Source organism: Cryobacterium sp. Hh38 (assembly GCF_004403235.1).
Taxonomy (GTDB): Bacteria; Actinomycetota; Actinomycetes; order Actinomycetales; family Microbacteriaceae; genus Cryobacterium; species Cryobacterium levicorallinum.
This window is the reverse complement of sequence record NZ_SOHD01000007.1, coordinates 169,788-187,198: the sequence shown is the minus strand read 5'-3', so window position 1 is coordinate 187,198 and position 17,411 is coordinate 169,788. Positions and strand designations below refer to the sequence as shown.

At 64.9% G+C, this 17,411-nt stretch carries 19 protein-coding genes; 4 read left to right on the top strand and 15 right to left on the bottom strand.

What is annotated here, in order from left to right; genetic code table 11:
• Nucleotides 1-28: 28 nt before the first annotated feature.
• The 11 genes from recA to thyX all read right to left on the bottom strand — a co-directional run bounded on the left by recA (nt 29) and on the right by thyX (nt 11,391).
• Complete coding sequence (gene recA / locus E3T41_RS03120) at nt 29-1,174, bottom strand: recombinase RecA (RefSeq protein WP_092450132.1); 1,146 nt, start codon at nt 1,172-1,174, stop codon at nt 29-31.
• Between the two features lie 317 nt (nt 1,175-1,491).
• Nucleotides 1,492-1,716: a DUF3046 domain-containing protein gene (locus tag E3T41_RS03115; RefSeq protein WP_092449895.1), complete on the bottom strand. Its 225-nt coding sequence runs from the start codon at nt 1,714-1,716 to the stop codon at nt 1,492-1,494.
• Between the two features lie 103 nt (nt 1,717-1,819).
• Nucleotides 1,820-2,143, bottom strand: a complete 324-nt coding sequence (locus E3T41_RS03110; protein WP_092449897.1) for a helix-turn-helix domain-containing protein — start codon at nt 2,141-2,143, stop codon at nt 1,820-1,822.
• A gap of 155 nt (nt 2,144-2,298) precedes the next feature.
• Nucleotides 2,299-2,868: a CinA family protein gene (locus E3T41_RS03105; RefSeq protein WP_134477300.1), complete on the bottom strand. Its 570-nt coding sequence runs from the start codon at nt 2,866-2,868 to the stop codon at nt 2,299-2,301.
• Entirely contained in the window at nt 2,861-3,454 is a 594-nt protein-coding gene (pgsA, locus tag E3T41_RS03100) for a CDP-diacylglycerol--glycerol-3-phosphate 3-phosphatidyltransferase (protein WP_092449901.1), read from the bottom strand. Before pgsA ends, E3T41_RS03105 begins: the two co-directional genes overlap by 8 nt.
• Before the next feature lie 3 nt (nt 3,455-3,457).
• The gene (locus E3T41_RS03095) at nt 3,458-6,358 is read right to left on the bottom strand and encodes a DNA translocase FtsK (RefSeq protein ID WP_092449903.1); all 2,901 of its coding nucleotides are present in this window, start codon (nt 6,356-6,358) and stop codon (nt 3,458-3,460) included.
• A 99-nt stretch (nt 6,359-6,457) separates the two neighbouring features.
• Nucleotides 6,458-7,687 (bottom strand): ABC transporter permease, encoded by a 1,230-nt coding sequence (locus E3T41_RS03090; RefSeq protein ID WP_134477298.1) that lies wholly within the window; start codon nt 7,685-7,687, stop codon nt 6,458-6,460.
• Nucleotides 7,684-8,379 (bottom strand): ABC transporter ATP-binding protein, encoded by a 696-nt coding sequence (locus tag E3T41_RS03085; RefSeq protein WP_092449907.1) that lies wholly within the window; start codon nt 8,377-8,379, stop codon nt 7,684-7,686. The genes E3T41_RS03090 and E3T41_RS03085 overlap by 4 nt, the downstream gene beginning before the upstream one ends.
• A complete protein-coding gene (locus E3T41_RS03080; RefSeq protein WP_174775273.1) occupies nt 8,376-9,437 on the bottom strand; it encodes an efflux RND transporter periplasmic adaptor subunit in 1,062 nt (353 codons plus the stop codon). Before E3T41_RS03080 ends, E3T41_RS03085 begins: the two co-directional genes overlap by 4 nt.
• A gap of 177 nt (nt 9,438-9,614) precedes the next feature.
• On the bottom strand, nt 9,615-10,592 hold the full coding sequence (gene dapA / locus E3T41_RS03075) for a 4-hydroxy-tetrahydrodipicolinate synthase (protein ID WP_092449909.1): 978 nt from the start codon (nt 10,590-10,592) through the stop codon (nt 9,615-9,617).
• 88 nt (nt 10,593-10,680) lie between these two features.
• On the bottom strand, nt 10,681-11,391 hold the full coding sequence (gene thyX, locus E3T41_RS03070) for an FAD-dependent thymidylate synthase (protein WP_134477296.1): 711 nt from the start codon (nt 11,389-11,391) through the stop codon (nt 10,681-10,683).
• Between the two features lie 165 nt (nt 11,392-11,556).
• Between thyX and E3T41_RS03065 the strand changes: the two genes are divergently transcribed.
• From E3T41_RS03065 to E3T41_RS03050, 4 genes are all read left to right on the top strand, one after another.
• Entirely contained in the window at nt 11,557-12,024 is a 468-nt protein-coding gene (locus E3T41_RS03065) for a thioredoxin family protein (RefSeq protein WP_134477294.1), read from the top strand.
• A complete protein-coding gene (locus E3T41_RS03060) occupies nt 12,011-12,514 on the top strand; it encodes a DUF4395 domain-containing protein (protein ID WP_092449913.1) in 504 nt (167 codons plus the stop codon). Before E3T41_RS03065 ends, E3T41_RS03060 begins: the two co-directional genes overlap by 14 nt.
• Nucleotides 12,515-12,647: 133 nt before the next feature.
• Nucleotides 12,648-13,079 (top strand): OsmC family peroxiredoxin, encoded by a 432-nt coding sequence (locus E3T41_RS03055; RefSeq protein ID WP_092449915.1) that lies wholly within the window; start codon nt 12,648-12,650, stop codon nt 13,077-13,079.
• A 9-nt stretch (nt 13,080-13,088) separates the two neighbouring features.
• Complete coding sequence (locus E3T41_RS03050; protein WP_134477292.1) at nt 13,089-13,979, top strand: TIGR01777 family oxidoreductase; 891 nt, start codon at nt 13,089-13,091, stop codon at nt 13,977-13,979.
• Nucleotides 13,980-13,990: 11 nt separating this feature from the next.
• Here E3T41_RS03050 and E3T41_RS03045 read toward each other — a convergent pair whose 3' ends face one another.
• From E3T41_RS03045 to E3T41_RS03030, 4 genes are all read right to left on the bottom strand, one after another.
• Nucleotides 13,991-14,431, bottom strand: coding sequence for a hypothetical protein (locus E3T41_RS03045; protein ID WP_092449920.1), 441 nt, complete (start codon nt 14,429-14,431; stop codon nt 13,991-13,993).
• Entirely contained in the window at nt 14,428-15,189 is a 762-nt protein-coding gene (gene dapB, locus E3T41_RS03040) for a 4-hydroxy-tetrahydrodipicolinate reductase (RefSeq protein ID WP_134477290.1), read from the bottom strand. Before dapB ends, E3T41_RS03045 begins: the two co-directional genes overlap by 4 nt.
• A 44-nt stretch (nt 15,190-15,233) precedes the next feature.
• On the bottom strand, nt 15,234-15,836 hold the full coding sequence (locus E3T41_RS03035; RefSeq protein WP_092450135.1) for a histidine phosphatase family protein: 603 nt from the start codon (nt 15,834-15,836) through the stop codon (nt 15,234-15,236).
• Between the two features lie 64 nt (nt 15,837-15,900).
• Nucleotides 15,901-17,244: a pitrilysin family protein gene (locus tag E3T41_RS03030; protein WP_092449923.1), complete on the bottom strand. Its 1,344-nt coding sequence runs from the start codon at nt 17,242-17,244 to the stop codon at nt 15,901-15,903.
• Between the last annotated feature and the right edge of the window lie 167 nt (nt 17,245-17,411).

The window sequence follows — 17,411 nt, the reverse complement described above, 5'->3', positions numbered from 1 at the left end:
GCCTTTCGTTGTCGTGCGGTGGTCTCGGTTAGGCGCTCTTGCGCGCTGCCGGTACCTTGATGGCGACCGGACCACCATCGAGTACCGCCGCGGCATCCGCTTCTGCCTTAGCCTTCGCTTCGGCCTCAGCGACAATCGCCGCTGCGGCCTTCTCGGCGGCCTTGGCCGCGATGCCCTCCGGGCCGATGCCGAGCTTGATCAGAATCTTGCTCTCGATCTCGTTGGCCATCTCGGGGTGCTTGAGCAGGAAGTTGCGCGAGTTCTCTTTACCCTGACCGAGCTGGTCGCCGTCGTAGGTGTACCAGGCACCGGACTTCTTAACGATGCCCTGGTCGACTCCGAAGTCGATCAGGCTGCCCTCGCGCGAGATTCCGATGCCATAGATGATGTCGAACTCAGCCTGCTTGAAGGGCGGTGCCATCTTGTTCTTGACGACCTTGACCCGGGTGCGGTTACCGATGGCTTCGGTTCCGTCTTTGAGGGTCTCAATGCGGCGAATGTCAAGGCGCACCGACGCGTAGAACTTGAGTGCCTTACCGCCCGACGTGGTCTCGGGGCTACCGAAGAAGACGCCGATCTTTTCGCGCAGCTGGTTAATGAAGATCATGGTGGTGTTGGTCTGGCTCAAACCACCGGTGAGCTTGCGGAGCGCCTGCGACATGAGCCGGGCCTGTAGGCCCACGTGGGAATCACCCATCTCGCCCTCGATCTCAGCACGCGGCACGAGGGCAGCAACCGAGTCGACAACGATGAGGTCGATGGACCCACTTCGCACGAGCATGTCAGCAATTTCGAGGGCTTGCTCGCCCGTGTCGGGCTGCGAGACCAGCAGGGCATCGATGTCGACGCCGAGCTTCTTGGCGTATTCCGGATCGAGGGCGTGCTCCGCGTCGATGAACGCGGCGATGCCACCGTTCTTCTGCGCATTCGCGATGGCGTGCAGGGTGAGCGTGGTCTTACCCGAGGATTCCGGACCGTAGATCTCCACGATGCGGCCACGCGGCAGTCCACCTACGCCGAGCGCGACGTCTAGCGCGATCGACCCAGTAGAAATGGTTTCAACGGGGGCACGCTCGTCGCTGCCGAGGCGCATGACCGAGCCCTTGCCAAACTGACGATCGATTTGCGCGAGGGCGGTTTCGAGGGCCTTCTCGCGGTTCGCTTGTGATGCCATGGTCTTCATCTCCTGGGTTCTGCACGGTCGCTCGCTTTGAACGGAGCTTCGGGACGTGCCTGGTGGCGCCTATAGGCTGTCGGCCCGCTCATCGAGAGGACCCCGATGCCCGTTTCGACAAGGCAATCGCCGACTTTCTCTGACAAATTCGACTGTACGCCGCACCTCCGACATTGGCCGGGAGCACGATCGAACAGTGGAGAACCTGTCAGAAAGTCTGCTGTTGAGGAGCCTATCAAAGCCGAACAGGTATTCGAGCATTCCCGGATATTGTGCACGGCGTGTCGAATCAGAGGCCTAAGGTGAAGTCCAGTCTGTTACAGGCGAGGGGCCGGGATGCCAGCGCCATACCAACGACTGCGCGGCACGTCGACCGCGGCGCACAGTGCCAGCCACACGTCACGGGCCGGGACGCCGGCTGCGAGTGCCTGATCGGCAGTGCGTCCGCCGAGCGGGGTGAGCACGAGGTCACGGGTGAGCACTCGGCCGTAACCGTCGCCGAATTCTTCCTTCAGCGCGGTGCGAAATTCACTCAATCGCACGGCGCTGCCTCCACCCGAATCTGAACACACACACTCCTGAAAGACAACCACCGCCGACACAAGGTGTCGACGGTGGCCTTATTGTTTTGAATCGGTGGGGCGACTAGCGCGCGCCGCTGTCTAACGACATCAGCCCGGAATCGAACGTGGTGACGAGGTCGTCGGGTACCGTGTCGGGGAACTGATCCATTCCCTCGATGACGGCGAGACGGTCACCAACTTCACGCATGATGACCGAAATCGGGGTTTCCAGCGCATCGGCCACGGAAGCGAGAATCTCCGAGGAGGCTTCTTTCTGTCCACGTTCTACCTCGCTGAGGTAGCCGAGCGCGACGCTGGCTTTGCTTGCGACCTGACGCAGGGTACGCCCCTTTTGCAGGCGGAAGTCCCTGAGCACATCGCCGATTTCCTGACGAACAAGAATCATCGGAACCTCCTTCTATACCTTAATAACTCGAGCCCAAACTACTGAAGTTCCAGTTGGTGCTTACACTACGTCATTCCTCTGACAAGCTGACACTAACCGAAATACGTTGGACTTTGCTTATGTATTCCTTCGATGTAACCAGCCCGTAACAAGAACTATTCCGCGTCACCGCGCGCTATCAGCGCACGCACAGCAAGGATGGCCTGGCGCACCGTTTCGGTGCGAATTTCGGCTCGGTCTCCATCGAGTTGCAGGGGCACCGCCCAGGATCCGGTGCCTTTGGAGAGCCCGATGTAGACGGTTCCGGCCGGGTGGCCACCATCGGGGCCCGGTCCGGCCACGCCCGTCGTGGACACCCCGACGTCGGCGCGCACATCATTGACGGCGAGGAGTGTGCGTACACCGACGGCCATCTGCTTGGCGACGTCGGCGTGCACGGGGCCATGAACGTTGAGCACGCTGCTGTCCACCTGAAGCAGGCTCCGTTTGAGGTCCGAGTCATAGGCGACGACTCCCCCGCGCACCACAACGGATGCCCCAGGGATGCGCACGAGTTCGGCCACGAGCAGCCCGCCGGTCAGTGACTCGGCGACCGCAATGGTGAGGTGCCGAATGGTGAGTTGCGCGATCAAATCGGCCGTTGCATCCGCTTGCAGATCGCCTGAAGCGGTGCGGGCGCGAAGGCTGACGTCGGGGAGGTCGATCGAGTCGGCCGGGTCAGGCATCGTCGTGCTTGCGCAAGCGCCAGGCCGAGAGCAGGTAGTCGAGGCCGGACACCACGGTGAGGATCAGGGTGATGGTCATGGTAGCCGTGTTGAGCCAGTGCACCCACTCGCCGAAAACGAGCCAGAACGGCAGCAGCGCGAGCGAGATCGACACCGACTGGGACACGGTTTTGAGCTTGCCGCCGCGGCTGGCCGGGATGACCCGGTCGCGTAGCATGACGAATCGGAACACGGTGATGCCGATTTCGCGCACCAGGATGACGATGGTCACCCACCAGGGCAACTCGTCGAGGATGGAGAGGCAGACCAGGGCGCCGCCGGTGAGGATCTTGTCGGCGATCGGGTCGAGGATCTTGCCGAGGTCGGTGACGAGGTTGTGGCGGCGGGCGATCATGCCGTCGATTCCATCGGTGGCGATCGCGATGATGAACAGCACGGCGGCGGCCCAGCGCAGTGCGTCGTGGGCGCCGTTGTCGGCCAGCAGCATCCAAATGAAGACGGGGGCGAGCAGGATGCGTACGACCGTGATCAGGTTGGGCAGGTTCCAGTTGCTCGGGCGGGCGACGGATGCTTGCGGTGATGCCATGGTTCAGTCCCTGCCCGTTAGTTTCCAGGCATCCTCGTCGTCCTCGGTGCCGTCGACCTCAGGATACCCCTGCGACATTTTCTCCACCGGGTCGTCGGCGTAGCGCGGGTCGGGTGCCGCGGCTGCACGGGAATCGTCGGATTGAGCCTTGAGGGCGTGCTGTTCGTCGTCGGAGCCGCGCAGGCGGGCGAGCACGCTCGGCAACTGTTCGGCGTTGACGAGCACGTCGCGGGCCTTGGAGCCCTCGGAGGGGCCGACGATTTCGCGGGACTCGAGCAGGTCCATCAGGCGGCCGGCCTTGGCGAAGCCGACCCGCAGTTTGCGCTGCAGCATGGACGTGGACCCAAACTGGGTGGAGACGACGAGTTCTGCGGCGGCGAGCAGCACTTCGAGGTCGTCGCCGATGTCGGAGTCGATCTCTTTACGCGGGGCGACCATGGAGACATCGGGCCGATAGTCGGGCCTGGCCTGCATGGTGACGTGCTTGACGACTTTTTCGATCTCGTCTTCGGTCACCCAGGCGCCCTGCACGCGCACGGCCTTGGACGCGCCCATTGGCAGGAACAGCGCGTCCCCCTGACCGATGAGCTTATCGGCACCCGGCTGGTCGAGGATGACTCGGGAGTCGGTGACGCTCGTCACGGCGAAGGCGAGCCGGGAGGGCACGTTGGCCTTGATCAGCCCGGTGACGACGTCGACGCTTGGACGCTGCGTGGCGAGCACGAGGTGGATACCGGAGGCGCGGGCGAGCTGGGTGATACGCACGATCGAGTCTTCGACGTCGCGCGGGGCGACCATCATGAGGTCGGCCAGCTCATCGACGACGACCAGCAGGTACGGGTACGGCTTGAGCTTGCGTTCACTGCCGACCGGCAGCACGATTTCCTCGTTATTGACGGCCTTGTTGAAGTCGTCGATGTGGCGAAAGCCAAAGCTGGCGAGGTCGTCGTAACGCATGTCCATCTCTTTCACGACCCATTGCAGCGCTTCGGCCGCTTTCTTCGGGTTCGTGATGATGGGCGTGATCAGGTGGGGCACGCCGGCGTAGGCAGCGAGCTCGACCCGTTTCGGGTCGATCAGCACCATGCGCACGTCGCTCGGCTTGGCCCGCATCAGCAGGCTTGTGATCATGGAGTTGACGAAGCTCGACTTTCCCGAACCGGTGGAACCGGCCACGAGCAGGTGGGGCATTTTCGCGAGGTTGGCGATGACGAAGCCACCGCCGACGTCTTTACCGACGCCGATGGTCATCGGGTGCGTGGCGTTGGTGGCGGTACTCGAGCGCAGAACGTCGCCGAGGGTGACGATTTCACGGTCGGTGTTGGGAATCTCGATGCCGATGGCGCTCTTGCCGGGAATCGGCGACAAAATGCGCACCTCGTTCGAGGCGACCGCGTAGGAGAGGTTCTTGCTCAGGGCGGTCACCCGCTCGACCTTGACACCCGGGCCGAGTTCGATCTCGTACTGGGTGACCGTGGGGCCACGCGAGAACCCGGTGACCTTCGCGTCGACCTGGAACTGACGTAGTACTTCGGTGATCGACTTGACCACGTCGTCGTTGGCGGCCGAGCGGGCCTTGGCCGGCGGGCCGGCGGTGAGAGTGGATGCTGCCGGCACGAGATACGGAATGGCAGGGTGGGGATCTGTGGAGGCGAGAGGCGGCAGAGTCGCGCCGTCGGCATCCACTGCCTGACTCAGTTCGGGAAAGACGTCGTCGAAGCCGGGAAGGACCTCGGTGTGGCCGGCCGGGTCGTCAGAGTGCAGGCCGGTGGACGGACCCGCGCCGAGGTCGACCTCTCCGGTGAACCGTTTGACGGCGAGCTCGGCCTTGCGCAGGTCTTCGAGCACCTCGGTGCCGTAATGGTCGCGTTCCGGCGGGGCGGTGTGGTCGGTGACTTCGGGTTCGATCGCGCTGTCAAAACCGCCGCGGGACTGGTTGCCGCCGAGCAGCACGCTCATCGGGTCGGCGGTGTCCGCCGCCTTGGCGTCGGCACCTCGTTTTTCGGTCGAGAGTGCACTGCCGAAGTCGGGGTCTTCCTCCCGCTTGCTGTTGTTGCGGCGCCACCAGGGCAGCGCGCCCTCCGGGCCGTCTTCGTCGACGCCGTCGAGTTCGACCTGAACGGTCTTGCCCGATTTGGCGACCTTGCTGGCGGCCGCGCGTTCTTCGTCGTCGGTCAGTTGCGCGCCGAACAGCCAGTCGTAGAGCTCGCGGGAGCGCTGACCGATGCGATTCGGCGGCGTCTTGGTGATGATGAACAGGCTCAGCAGCAACAGCAGGATGACGACGATGGTGGCACCGATCGAGGTGCTGAGCAGGATCAGCGGGGCGGCAATCATCCAGCCGATCACGCCGCCGGCCAGGGCGAGGGCCGGCATGCCGTCCTGCGGCTCGGGTTGCACGCCGAAGATATGGCAGAGCCCGGAGATGGTGACGAGCAGCAGGCTCAGCCCGATGCCGATGCGACCGTTGTCGTGCACCGAACTCGGTTTGCGAAACAGCCAGACGGAGAACAGTAGAAGGATGACCGGGAGGGCAAAGGCGACCCGGCCGAACAATCCGCCGAAGGTGTAGGCGTCGAGCTGCTGAGCGACGAAGTTATTGATCAGGAACCATTCGACGATGGCGCCGGAGATGGCGAGCAGAACGAGAAAGAACGGCAGACCGTCACGGCGTTCGTCTTTGGAGAGTTTTTCGGGGCCGAGGGCACGCGCTGCGCCGCCGGTCAGGTGGGCCAGGCCCATCCAGGCGCGGGCTCCGAGGCTTGGTTTCACCTCGACGGCGGTGAACTTGACCGTCTTCTGCGCGGCCGTGCCGCCGGCTCCCCGCGTTGCGGGTTTGCGCGCCGGAGCGCCCTTCGCTGCGGGGGTGCGGGCACGCCCGGTCGACTTAGTGCTCGTAGCCATGAAATAACGCTACCAAGCACCGGTGACATTCCCTCGGCCCCACGCCTACGGCCCGCGTGACTGGTCCGCGAAAGCCTGGCCGCGGCATCCGTTTTGCTGCTAATAGCGGATGGCGTCGATCACCTTGACGCGCACCGCGACGAGCGCGGGGATCAGCCCGGCGAGGGCGCCGACGACGGTGGCGCAGACCAGGCCGAGGATGGCTGCCTCAACCGGGAACGGCGGGAAGTCGGTGACCAGGCCCTGGCTGATGAAATCCTCGACAAAAGGACTCTTGACGATGAGGACGGCGCCGATCACGCCGATGATTCCGGCGACGACGGTCGCGACGACGCTTTCCATCATCACGGCGAAGAACACCCGCCCGGCCGTGGCGCCGAAGCTGCGCCGGATGCCGATCTCCCGGATGCGCTGCTTGAGGGTGACCAGGGCGATATTGACCAGGCCGAGCGCGCCGAGCAGCAACACCAGCCCGGCGATCGCGCCGACGGTGAGTTTGAGCGAGAGGTAGGGGTCGCCGTCCTGGAAGGCCGCGAAGTCCTGCCGGTTCACCTGCACGAAGGCGTCGGCGCCGAGCGCGCCCTGTACGTCGCGTTGCAGCGCGGTGACCAGCTGCTCCGACACGTCAACGGGCACCCACAGCTCGTAGGACGGCGGTCCGAATTGTTGGAGATTCGGGTCGCTAACGACGGGCGTAATGGCGGTGAGTGCGTCGGCGAGCATGTACATGGCCGGTTCGGTCTCCCACGAGAGTGAGGGGTAGACGCCGGTGACGACGGCCGTCGTGGTGCGTTCACCGATCAGGGTCGTGGTCGGGTGCGTGCGCAGATCCGGCCGACCGAGACGGTCATAAAAGATGGAGTTGACGAGCAGTGCCGGTGCAAGCCGGGCCGTATCGGCCTCGGTGAACCAGGTACCTTCCTCGAGGGTGATGCGGTGCATGGTGCCGTAGGGCGGGTCGATGCCGAGGGTCTGCACCGGTACGGCTCCGTCGGCGAATTGCACGGTCTGGCTGGCGTTCATGACCCGGCTGGCGTAGTCGATTTGGTAGCGTTCAAGCGCTGTGCGCCAGATTTCGGGCATTCCCGGCGGGGTGGAGCCGTCGTTCATCGATGCCGACAGAAAGAGGCTCGCGGCGCGCCCACCCGAGCGTTCGCTCGATTCGACGGTCGCCTGTTGGGCGACCGCGCCAAGCCCGACCACGGTGGTGATGGCGCAGACGGCGACGGCGACGCCGATCAACGACAGCATGACGCGGGTCTTGTGGATGCGCACCTCCTGCCAGGCCTCGATCACCGCGCCTACCAGATTACTGACGGCGCGCTTCATGCCGGCACCGTGCTGGTGGCCTGCAGCGCGCCGTGGTCGAGGCGCAGGTGTCGGCTGGCTCGGGCGGCGATAGCGGGATCGTGCGTGATGGTGACGAGGGCTGCGCCGGATTCGGTGGCGACCTCGTCGATCAGGTCCATCACCGTTTCGCCGGTCTCGAGGTCCAGAGCGCCGGTGGGTTCGTCGGCGAGAATCAGCCGTGGGCCGCGCACGAGCGAGCGAGCGATCGCCACCCGCTGCTGTTCACCGCCACTCAACTTGTCGGGCAGTGAGCCGAGCCGGTCGCCGAGCCCGACGCGTTCGAGCATCTCGGTGGCGATTCGGGTGCGCTGCCAGAACTGGCGGCCCTCCGCGTAGAGCAGCGGAGTCATGACGTTTTCGAGGGCGGTGCGTCCCTGCAGCAGGTTGAACTGTTGAAAGATGAAGCCGACCTCTCGGCCGCGCAACCGATCCCGCGCGCCGGAGGACAGCGACTGCACGGGGCGGTCTTCGAACAGCATGGTGCCGCTGGTGGGGTTGTCGAGCAGCCCGAGCAGGTTGAGCAGGGTGGTTTTGCCCGAACCGGAGCGGCCCACGATCGAGACGCGGTCGCCCACGTCGACGTCGAGGTCGATGCCGGAGAGAATCGTCAGCGGCGGCGCATCGATGAGCTGCACGGTGCGGGTGACGCCCTCAAGATGTAGAAGACTCAATGGGAGATCGCTCTGCTGGAGATGCTCGGCATGTAGCAGACTTGGCTGCCATCGGGTTGGGTATCACAGCCGTCGGCTCCCGGGGCCACGGGGGCACCCGGCACGAATTGATTGATCACATCGCCCTCGACGAGTCCGTCAATGACCTGCACGTTGGTGCCGTCGGTCATGCCAAGCGTGACCGGGCGTTCCTCGGTACCGCCGTCGGCCAGCACAAACCAGACGACACCGGTCTCGGCCGAGCCCTCGACGGCGGTGGTCGGCACGACCAACACGTTTTCCGCCAGGCCGGCGGCGATGGTGATCTGCGCGGCGAGGCCGGCGAACACCGTCACGTCGGCCGGAATCGCGCATGTCACGGTCGTGCCACTCGTGCCCGCCTGGCCGCCCGCCGAGCCGTCGCCACCGGCCGATTCCCCGGCCAGCGGGGTGGTGATGGTCAGGCCGGTACAGGTGAACGGTGCCGGCCCCTTCGTTATCGCGACGGATGCTTCCGTCGGCTTGGTCAGCAGCCGATACTGCTGCTCGGGGCTGAGAGCGCCGCTCACCGAGAAGGTGGGCGGTGCAACCTGCCCGGTGGCGTCGCCGACGGCCACGCTCTGACCGGGGATCACGGTGAGCGAGCTGAGAATTCCGGTGATCGGCGCGAATACCTTGGCGAAGGTGACCACTGGTTTCGGCTGGGTGATGGTCACGTTGCCGTCGGCATCCGTTGTTTCGACCGGGTCTTTGATCGTCTCAACCCGGATGTCGTAGATCTTGTCGTCTTTGTTCACGGTTTGTCCGGCCGAGATGAAGATCTCGTCGACCGTTCCGACGGCGGTCGCTTTGATGGCCACGGCCGGGTCGGCGCTGACCGTGCCCGGCAGGGTGACATCGTTGCTGATCGTGCCGAGGGCCACCGGAATTTGGGGCTCGACGATGACGCCGGTGGGCTCGGCCGGGTTGCTGTCGGCGGCGGCGTCTGGGTAGAAGGCGAGCTTCACGAGGGCCACGGCGATGGCCGCTATGACGATCAGACGAAGGATGGGAAAGACCCATTTGCGTGCAAAGTTCACGACACTCCCAACGCGCACCGACCTACGTGGTCGTGCTCGATGGGTCGATCTTAGCGTTTTGTGGCAAGGTGCGCCGCGCGCTGGGTTTGCCGGGCTCGCGGCACTCGTTGCAGTTCGCGGCACCCCTACGGACGGGCGCCGCGAACGTTAACGAGTGCCGCGAGCACGATCAACGCTTTAGCGGGTGGTGCCGGCGACCTTGGGGAGCGATCCGCCGGCCGCAGCGTTGCGGTCCGGACGGAAGTTAGAGAAGTCCACGCCGGGGATGTCTTGCACGAGCGAGAGTTCGTCCTCGATCTGAGCGGCTTCGGAGTCCTCCGGGCCGACCAGGGGCAGGCGCACCCGCGGGCTGCCGATGCGCCCGAGGCCGTGCAAAATGTACTTCACCGCCACGGTGCCGGGAACGTGTGTCATCACGGCGCGCACGAGTGGTTCGAGCTGCTGATGGGCGGCGGTCGCGACCTTGAGGTCGCCACGGTTGACGGCGTCGACCATGTGCCGGTACGGGGTGGCCGTGATATTGCCGGTCACGCCGATCAAGCCGGTCGCACCGATCGACAGGTGTGCCAGAACGTTGGGGTCGTCGCCGGAGAAGTACAGGAGGTCGGTCTGGTTGAGCACCCGGCTGACCTGGGCGAAGTCGCCCTTGGCATCTTTGATAGCCAGAATATTGGGGTGCTTGGCCGCGCGCAGGATGGTCTCGTAGGCGATTGCAACACCGGTACGGCCGGGGATGTCGTAGAGGATGACGGGCAGATCGGTGGCATCCGCGATCATGCGGAAGTGGGTGAGGATACCGGCTTGGGTTGGCTTGTTGTAGTACGGCGTGACGATCATATTGCCGTCCGCACCGGCTTTTTCACTCTGCCGGGCCAGCTGCATGGCGTGAGCGGTCTCATTTGAGCCACCGCCGGTGATGATCTTGGCGCGGCCGTTGGCGACCGACTTGCCGACCTCGACCAGGCGGATCTTCTCCGGGTCGGTCAGCGTGCTGGTCTCACCGGTCGTGCCCGTGACGACGATGCCATCGGCCCCGGCGTTGATGACGTCGTCGATGTGCTTCTCCACCCCGGCCCAGTCCACTTCGCCATCAAAGGTAAACGGGGTGACCAGTGCGACCAGCACCTGGCCAAAGGGATTCGTAGAGGTAGACACGAACTACAGGCTATCGTCTCCACGCCCTCCGCCCGGCGAGAGCCCAAAAAGTGCCCGTGTGAACCGGGCACTTCTCAACGGAATACTGCTACGGCGAAACGCGACCGTTCTTATTGAAGGATGCATGGGTCAGCGGCATCAGTTTCTCGAAGTGCGTTTCCATCTGCTCGGCACACATCTCGATCTCACGCTGCGGGAAGGACGGGAACTGACTCCCCTCCCGCTTGGTGCGCAGGCTGAGAAAGTTCATCAGCGAACGAGCGTTGAGTGTGACATACATCGAGGAGTAGATGTTCAGCGGCAGCACGATGCGGGCGACCTCGCGCGCGACGCCGGCTTGGAGCATCCGCTGGTAGGCCTCGTAGGCGTGAATCGCGGCGGCACGGGTTTGCTGCTGCACCAACGCGGTCTGCTCGGCGGTTCCGGGCAGAAAGTCATAGGCGCCGGCCTTGCCGACTTGTACGAGGTTGCGCTCGTTGGAGGGCACGTAGAACACCGGGTTGAGCTCCCGGTAGCGGCCCGATTCTTCGTTGTAGGAGGCAATGCGGTGCCGCATGAACTCGCGGAACACGAAGATGGGCGCGCGCACGTAAAACGTCATCGAGTTGTGTTCGAACGGCGAGCCGTGGCGGTCGCGCATGAGGTAATTGATCAGGCCGCGGTCACGCTTCTCGTCGGCCTCGCTCTCGGACCCCTCGAGCTGACTCTGTTCCAGGGTCTGCTCTCCCAGGGTCGATACCCGGGCGGCAAACAGCACATCGGAGTCGTGGGCACTCGCGCGCACGAGTTCGACGGTCATTTCCGATCTAAATTCGATTTCAGGGCGGGGCTCTTGTTCGGCGGTATCAGACACTGGTTCAGGTTAGTCGCATCCACCGCAGGTAGGGGTCGGGCCACACCGTGAGCCGGCGTAATCTCTCGTCACAGTGCGAGATTCACAGTACGCCCGCGTAGCGTTGCAACCATGAATCCCCTCGAAGCTATCGGCCTACTGTTGGCATTGCTGGCCGGCACGACCGTGCTCGGCCTGTTCTGGCGGGCCAGACAGGGTCGCGTCACCCAGATTTCCGGCCAGATCATCAGGCCAGCGGATGTCGCGGCTGCGACCCCGTTCGGCGCTGCGGCGACCCTGTTGCAGTTTTCGACCGAGTTGTGCGCCCGCTGCCCGGGCACCCGCCGACTACTTGGTGCCGTGGCGGATTCCCGCCCCGGCGTCGTGCACGTCGACGTGGACCTGACCCATCGCGCGGATTTAGCGAACCGGTACTCCATTTTGCAAACACCGACGACCCTGATTCTCGATGGAGCCGGACGGGTGCGCGCACGAGTGGGTGGTGCGCCGAACCGCGCTGCCATCGCCGCTGCCCTGGACAATTTCGAGCCCGGTTCGGGTCGGTCCACAACCCTTTGGAGTTCCTATGTCAACCGCTGATTCGCCGATCACGACGCCACCCAGGGTGCGCCCCCGGCTCGATCCGCGAGGGCCCAGGTTCGGTGCGGCGATCACCGCCGTGCTGCTGCTCGCCGTGGTCTTCTTGTCGCTGACCGGGGCATCCGTTGCCGCGTTGATCCTGCTGTCGGCGCTGACCGGACTATTCGCGTGGGGCGCTGCGGCCGGAGCCGGACGGCATCCCTATGGCGTGCTGTTCAAGAAATTCGTCCGACCCCGCCTTGCTCCCCCGGCCGAACTCGAGGATGCCGCTCCACCGACCTTTGCCCAGGGCGTCGGCCTCGCGGTCGCGCTCGTCGGCGTGGCTCTCGGGCTGGCCGGAGTGCCCGGCGCGGTCGGCATCGCCGCGGCGGCAGCCTTCGTCGCGGCCTTTCTCAACGCTGTGTTCGATTACTGCCTCGGCTGCCAGATCTACTTGCTGCTCGTACGATTCGGCTTGCTGAACCGGGGTGCACGGGTTCGAGGCGCCTGAAGGTGTTCCAGGCCCAGCCGGGAAACTGGGTCGGGGTCGTGTCGGGCTGGCTCTCAGGAAGTTCCCAGACGGGACAGGTTCGCCGGGCAGGTCTGACGGATAGGGTGGAATTCAACCACCTGGAGGTAACACCATGCCCACGACACTCACGAGTGAAGCAACCACCGTCTGGACCGGCGATCTTCCGACCGGTTCCGGAATTGTCACGCTCGATTCCTCACATACCGCGGAATTTTCGGTGAACTGGAAGGCTCGCGCCGAAGGGGTATCGAACACCACCAACCCCGAGGAATTGCTCGGCGCCGCTCACGCAGCGTGCTTCTCTATGGCCCTCGCCAATGCCCTCGGCTCGGCTGGCCATACCCCCGAGAGTATCCAGACCACCGCCGCCGTCACCTTTGCGGCCGGAACCGGCGTCATCGGCAGCCACCTGCTGGTCAGCGCGAAGATTCCCGGTCTGACCGAGGCCGAGTTCGAAACGTTTGCACAGGATGCCAAGGAGAACTGCCCGATCTCGAAGGCGCTCGCCGGCATTCCGATCACCATTGAAGCAGAGCTGGCCTAGGCTCAGGCCATGCGCGTTCTGATTGCCGGCGCATCCGGTCTCATCGGCAGGGAGCTTAGCCGCCAGGTCGAAACTGCCGGCCACACCCCGGTGCGGCTGGTACGACGCGAGGCCCTCGGTCCCAACGAGATTCGTTGGGACCCGGCCACGTTGGTTTTGGATCCGAGCGTGCTCGACGACATCGACGCCGTCGTCAACCTGTCCGGCGCGTCGCTGGCGCGGCTGCCGTGGACAAGCGGGTACCGCCAGGAAATCCTGCAATCCCGTCTGCACGCCACGCGCACGTTGACCGACGCGCTGCGTCGGTCAACGAACCCGCCGACCGTTCTGCTGAACGGCTCTGCGGTGGGGATCTATGGGAATCGGCCGGGGGAAGTACTGAGCGAGGCATCCGCTGTCGGCACCGATTTTCTCGCCGAGGTGGTCACGCGTTGGGAAGCCGAGGCGCAACTCGCACCCGAATCGACCCGCGTCGTCACTCTGCGGACCGGTCTGGTTTTAGCCAAGGGCGGGGCGCTCAAACCCGTGCTGCCGCTGGCCAAGCTCGGTCTGGCCGGGCCGCTCGGCAGCGGAATGCAGCACTGGGCCTGGATCAGCCTGCACGACGAGGCCACGGCGATCGTGCACCTGTTGACCTCGACCCTGTCCGGCCCGGTAAACCTGGTCGGGCCGACCCCCGCGACGGCCAACGACATCATCAGCACACTCGCCGCAGCGCTGCACCGGCCGTTCCGGCTGCCGGTACCGAAACCGATACTGACTTTTCTGTTACAGGATGCCGCCCGCCAACTGCTGCTCGCCGATCAGCAGGTGAGCCCCCAGAAGCTGCTCGACGACGGATTCGAGTTCGCTCAGCGTACGCCGGCCACCGCGATCGCCTGGATGCTGCGCCAGCCGTAGCGGCGCTGGCTCTAGCGCGTGCGCTCGAGGGTGATCGCCGTGCGAATCGCGCCGCGCGCACGTTTGCGGTCGCCGGAGGCGTCGTAGGCCAGGCCGAGACGTAGCCAGGACTGCCAATTCTCGGGTTCCGCCTCAACCTCGGCCTGGGCCGCCGGAAACTGAGCGTCGGCAGCGTCCCGATAAGGACGACCGCTCGGACGCACCGGCAGGTCGTTCGACGGAAACCCCCCGAGTTCGTCGAGCTGACGCACCAGCCGCTCCGAGCGGATGCCGAAGGTAATCTCCCGCGCGAGCGCCCAGAATCCGATCAGCGGCAAGACGAGCAGCGCCACGCCGATCGCTATCCCGACCGGTTCCCCACTCTGGACGAACGCAATGGCGCGCACTCCGGCAAGCAGTAGGTAGAAAACCAGGAGTACCGCCATGACGATGACGGCGATTTTGCCCTTCATTTGTTCGCTCCCGCGGTGTCCGAATCGAATCCAAGGTCGACGATCTGGTCCAGGCCCACCGTCACCCCGGTGGCGGTGCGTGTCGCGGCGAGGGCCAGTAGAATGCCGCTCTCGTAGGCGCTCGGCGACAGGGTGTTGTGGCTGATCGTGAGCGTTTCACCGGTCCCGCCCAGAATCACGTCCTGCCGGGCGAGCAGTCCGGCAAGGCGCAGGCTGTGCACGGGCACACTCGAGACCTGCTGCCCGCGGGCCCGCTGGTCGGTGTGCGGAGCAGACACCGGGCCCAGTTCGGCGCGGGCACGACCGATCAGTTCGGCGGTGCGCACAGCGGTGCCCGACGGCGAATCAACCTTGCCGGGCTGGTGCGCCTCGACGATCTCGATGGAGTCGTAGAATCGGGCGGCCAGGGCGGAGAACGCCGTGGCGAGCACTGATCCAATCGAGAAGTTGGGAATGATAATGACGCCGGTATCGTCGCGGCCCTCTAGGCGGTGGCCGAGTGCGTCGATGCCCTCCTGGCTCCAGCCCGAAGTGCCCACGAGCACCCGCAGACCGTGCTCGGTGGCGAAGTCGACGACGGTGCGGCTGACGTCGGGACGGGTCAGGTCAACGGCGATCTCGGCGCCGAGCATCTCGCTCAGCTCGCTGCGGGAATCGAGCCGGGCGACGACCTCGTAGCCCTCGGTTCGGTCGATCAGGTCGGAAACCAGGCGGCCCATCTTGCCCGTTGCGCCGATAATGGCCACCCGTGTTGTCATGGAACCAATCTACCAATTGATCTCTGTCAGCAACGCCCGGTCGATTAGAACATCAGCGGTTCGGGCAGTCCGGTGCGCAGCTCGACCGGCAGGTGGCCGAGATCGTTGTGGGTGACCAGCGTCCAGGGACGGCCGGGTTTCTGCTGCAGCACGGTCAATCCGCAATTGGCCTGGTTGATGCCGACCCAGCGCCAGTCGGGAGCTCCGAGCACCTCACGCACAAACCAGGCGATCACGAAATTGTGGGTGATCAGCAGGTCGTGCCGCTGGCTGCGACGTGGCTGCAGAAATTCGGCGACCGCGTCTTCCATCTGGGCGCGTCCGGCAGCGATTTCGTCCTCTGTGACCGAGCCGAAGAAAGGGTCGTAGGCCTTGGGTGTTTCGGCAGCCCGGCCAGAAGGAATGCAGTCGAACAGCAACGCAGACGATTCGCTCTGCACCGACGGCAACCGTTCGGCCATGATTTCGGCGGTTTCGGCCGCTCGCTGCAGCGGTGAATGCCACGCGCCGGTGAAGGGAACGCCGCTCAGCCGGTCGGCGATCAGTAACGCCTGACGTTTGCCACGCGGCGATAGTGGACCGTCATGCAGGCCGTGTTCGGCATCCTGCTGCTCGCCGTGGCGTACCAGGTAGATGTACTGGGGCATCATTGTCCATTTCGAATTTCAAGGAGTCCGCGGGTGCGGATACTGCAGAAGCTTTGCGGCCGGCTCAGCCGGGGAGGATCGCCGCGAAGGCGTCATCGTCAAGCGCGCCAACTGCGGAGATCGACACGGGCCCGCTCGCGAGCTCGGCGGCGAGCTCCTGCACGTCGGCCGCGGTGACGAGCGCGAGGCGGCGCAGGGCCTCATCGAGATCGGCGAACTCACCGAGGGTGATCTCGGAACGACCCAGCCGGGACATCCGCGTGTCCGAGTCTTCCAGCGCGAGAGCGGATGCTCCGCTCAGCTGCCCCGACGCCCGCTTCATCTCGTCGGTGGTCACGCCGGAATCGGCGAGGCGGTGCAGTTCGCTGAGCATGAGCTCGGCGACCTGGCCGGCCTTGGCCGGTGTGCATCCGGCGTACATGCCAAACAGCCCGGCGTCGGAGTAACCGGGAGCGAAGGAGTAGACCGAGTAGGCCAGGCCGCGCTTCTCGCGCACCTCCTGGAACAGCCGGCTCGACATGCCGCCACCGAAAATCGAGGTGAGCACACTCATGGTGACGCGGCGGTCGTCGGTGGCCAGCAGCCCGGGCATTCCGAGCAACAGATTGGCCTGTTCCAGTGGCCGTTTGACGATGGTGAGCGCCTGGCCCTGCTGAATATCGGCTGCGACACCGCCGCGACGGCTTACCGGGGTCTGCGCGACGCTGAGGTCCCAGCCGGCCAGTTCGAGGGCCCGGGTGACGGCGGCGACGAGCACGTCGTGGTCAACAGCGCCGGCGACAGTGACGACGAGGTCCTGCGGGCGGTAGTTGGCCTGGTAGTGCTCCCAGACGGCCGATCTGGTGGCACCGCGAATGTCGTCGGCGCTGCCGCCGATCGGGCGACCGAGCGGATGCTGCCCCAGCACGGCTTCAAAGAAACGCTCATTGGCGACATCGGCCGGGTCATCATCGGCCATGGCGAGTTCTTCGAGAATGACGCCGCGCTCGGTTTCGAACTCACCGGCATCCAGTTTGGACGAGGTCAGCATGTCGGTTAGCACGTCGATGGCCATGCCGAGGTCGCGGTCTTGCACCTTTGCGTAGTAGCAGGTGTACTCCTTGGCGGTCATGGCGTTATGTTCGCCGCCGACCGCGTCGAAGGAGATGGCAATGTCGAGCGCTGACCGGGTGGGCGTGCCCTTGAATAGCAGGTGTTCGAGAAAGTGGGTGGAGCCGAAATGGCCGGGCTGCTCGTCGCGCGACCCGACGGCAACCCAATAGCCGATGGTGAGGCTGCGGGCGCCCGGTACCTGCTCGCTAAGAATGCGCACCCCACTCGGCAAAACGGTTCGACGCACGAGGGCATCACCGGCGGCCCGAAACGTGAGTTCGGCCTGGTCTAGGGGAAAGTCGACTGCACCGTTCATATCACCCACAACCTTACTTGACCGCTCCGTTCGCGCCGGCGTACCCGCGGGGAGGCACCGCCACAACGCTGGCACCAGTAGTGTTCCGCTGAACATCAGTACCGTTCGATACCCCCAGTTTGGCCAAATCGAACCGAGCCGTCAGATCCGACAGACTGGTCTGTCTA

Bases quoted from the DNA above. Each gene is read 5' to 3' on its own strand.
- recA (WP_092450132.1), bottom strand. From the start codon at position 1,174: ATGGCATCACAAGCGAACCGCGAGAAGGCCCTCGAAACCGCCCTCGCG.
- E3T41_RS03110 (WP_092449897.1), bottom strand. From the start codon at position 2,143: ATGATTCTTGTTCGTCAGGAAATCGGCGATGTGCTCAGGGACTTCCGC.
- E3T41_RS03105 (WP_134477300.1), bottom strand. From the start codon at position 2,868: ATGCCTGACCCGGCCGACTCGATCGACCTCCCCGACGTCAGCCTTCGC.
- pgsA (WP_092449901.1), bottom strand. From the start codon at position 3,454: ATGGCATCACCGCAAGCATCCGTCGCCCGCCCGAGCAACTGGAACCTG.
- E3T41_RS03095 (WP_092449903.1), bottom strand. From the start codon at position 6,358: ATGGCTACGAGCACTAAGTCGACCGGGCGTGCCCGCACCCCCGCAGCG.
- E3T41_RS03090 (WP_134477298.1), bottom strand. From the start codon at position 7,687: ATGAAGCGCGCCGTCAGTAATCTGGTAGGCGCGGTGATCGAGGCCTGG.
- thyX (WP_134477296.1), bottom strand. From the start codon at position 11,391: ATGACCGTCGAACTCGTGCGCGCGAGTGCCCACGACTCCGATGTGCTG.
- E3T41_RS03065 (WP_134477294.1), top strand. From the start codon at position 11,557: ATGAATCCCCTCGAAGCTATCGGCCTACTGTTGGCATTGCTGGCCGGC.
- E3T41_RS03060 (WP_092449913.1), top strand. From the start codon at position 12,011: ATGTCAACCGCTGATTCGCCGATCACGACGCCACCCAGGGTGCGCCCC.
- E3T41_RS03055 (WP_092449915.1), top strand. From the start codon at position 12,648: ATGCCCACGACACTCACGAGTGAAGCAACCACCGTCTGGACCGGCGAT.
- E3T41_RS03050 (WP_134477292.1), top strand. From the start codon at position 13,089: ATGCGCGTTCTGATTGCCGGCGCATCCGGTCTCATCGGCAGGGAGCTT.
- E3T41_RS03045 (WP_092449920.1), bottom strand. From the start codon at position 14,431: ATGAAGGGCAAAATCGCCGTCATCGTCATGGCGGTACTCCTGGTTTTC.
- dapB (WP_134477290.1), bottom strand. From the start codon at position 15,189: ATGACAACACGGGTGGCCATTATCGGCGCAACGGGCAAGATGGGCCGC.
- E3T41_RS03035 (WP_092450135.1), bottom strand. From the start codon at position 15,836: ATGCCCCAGTACATCTACCTGGTACGCCACGGCGAGCAGCAGGATGCC.
- E3T41_RS03030 (WP_092449923.1), bottom strand. From the start codon at position 17,244: ATGAACGGTGCAGTCGACTTTCCCCTAGACCAGGCCGAACTCACGTTT.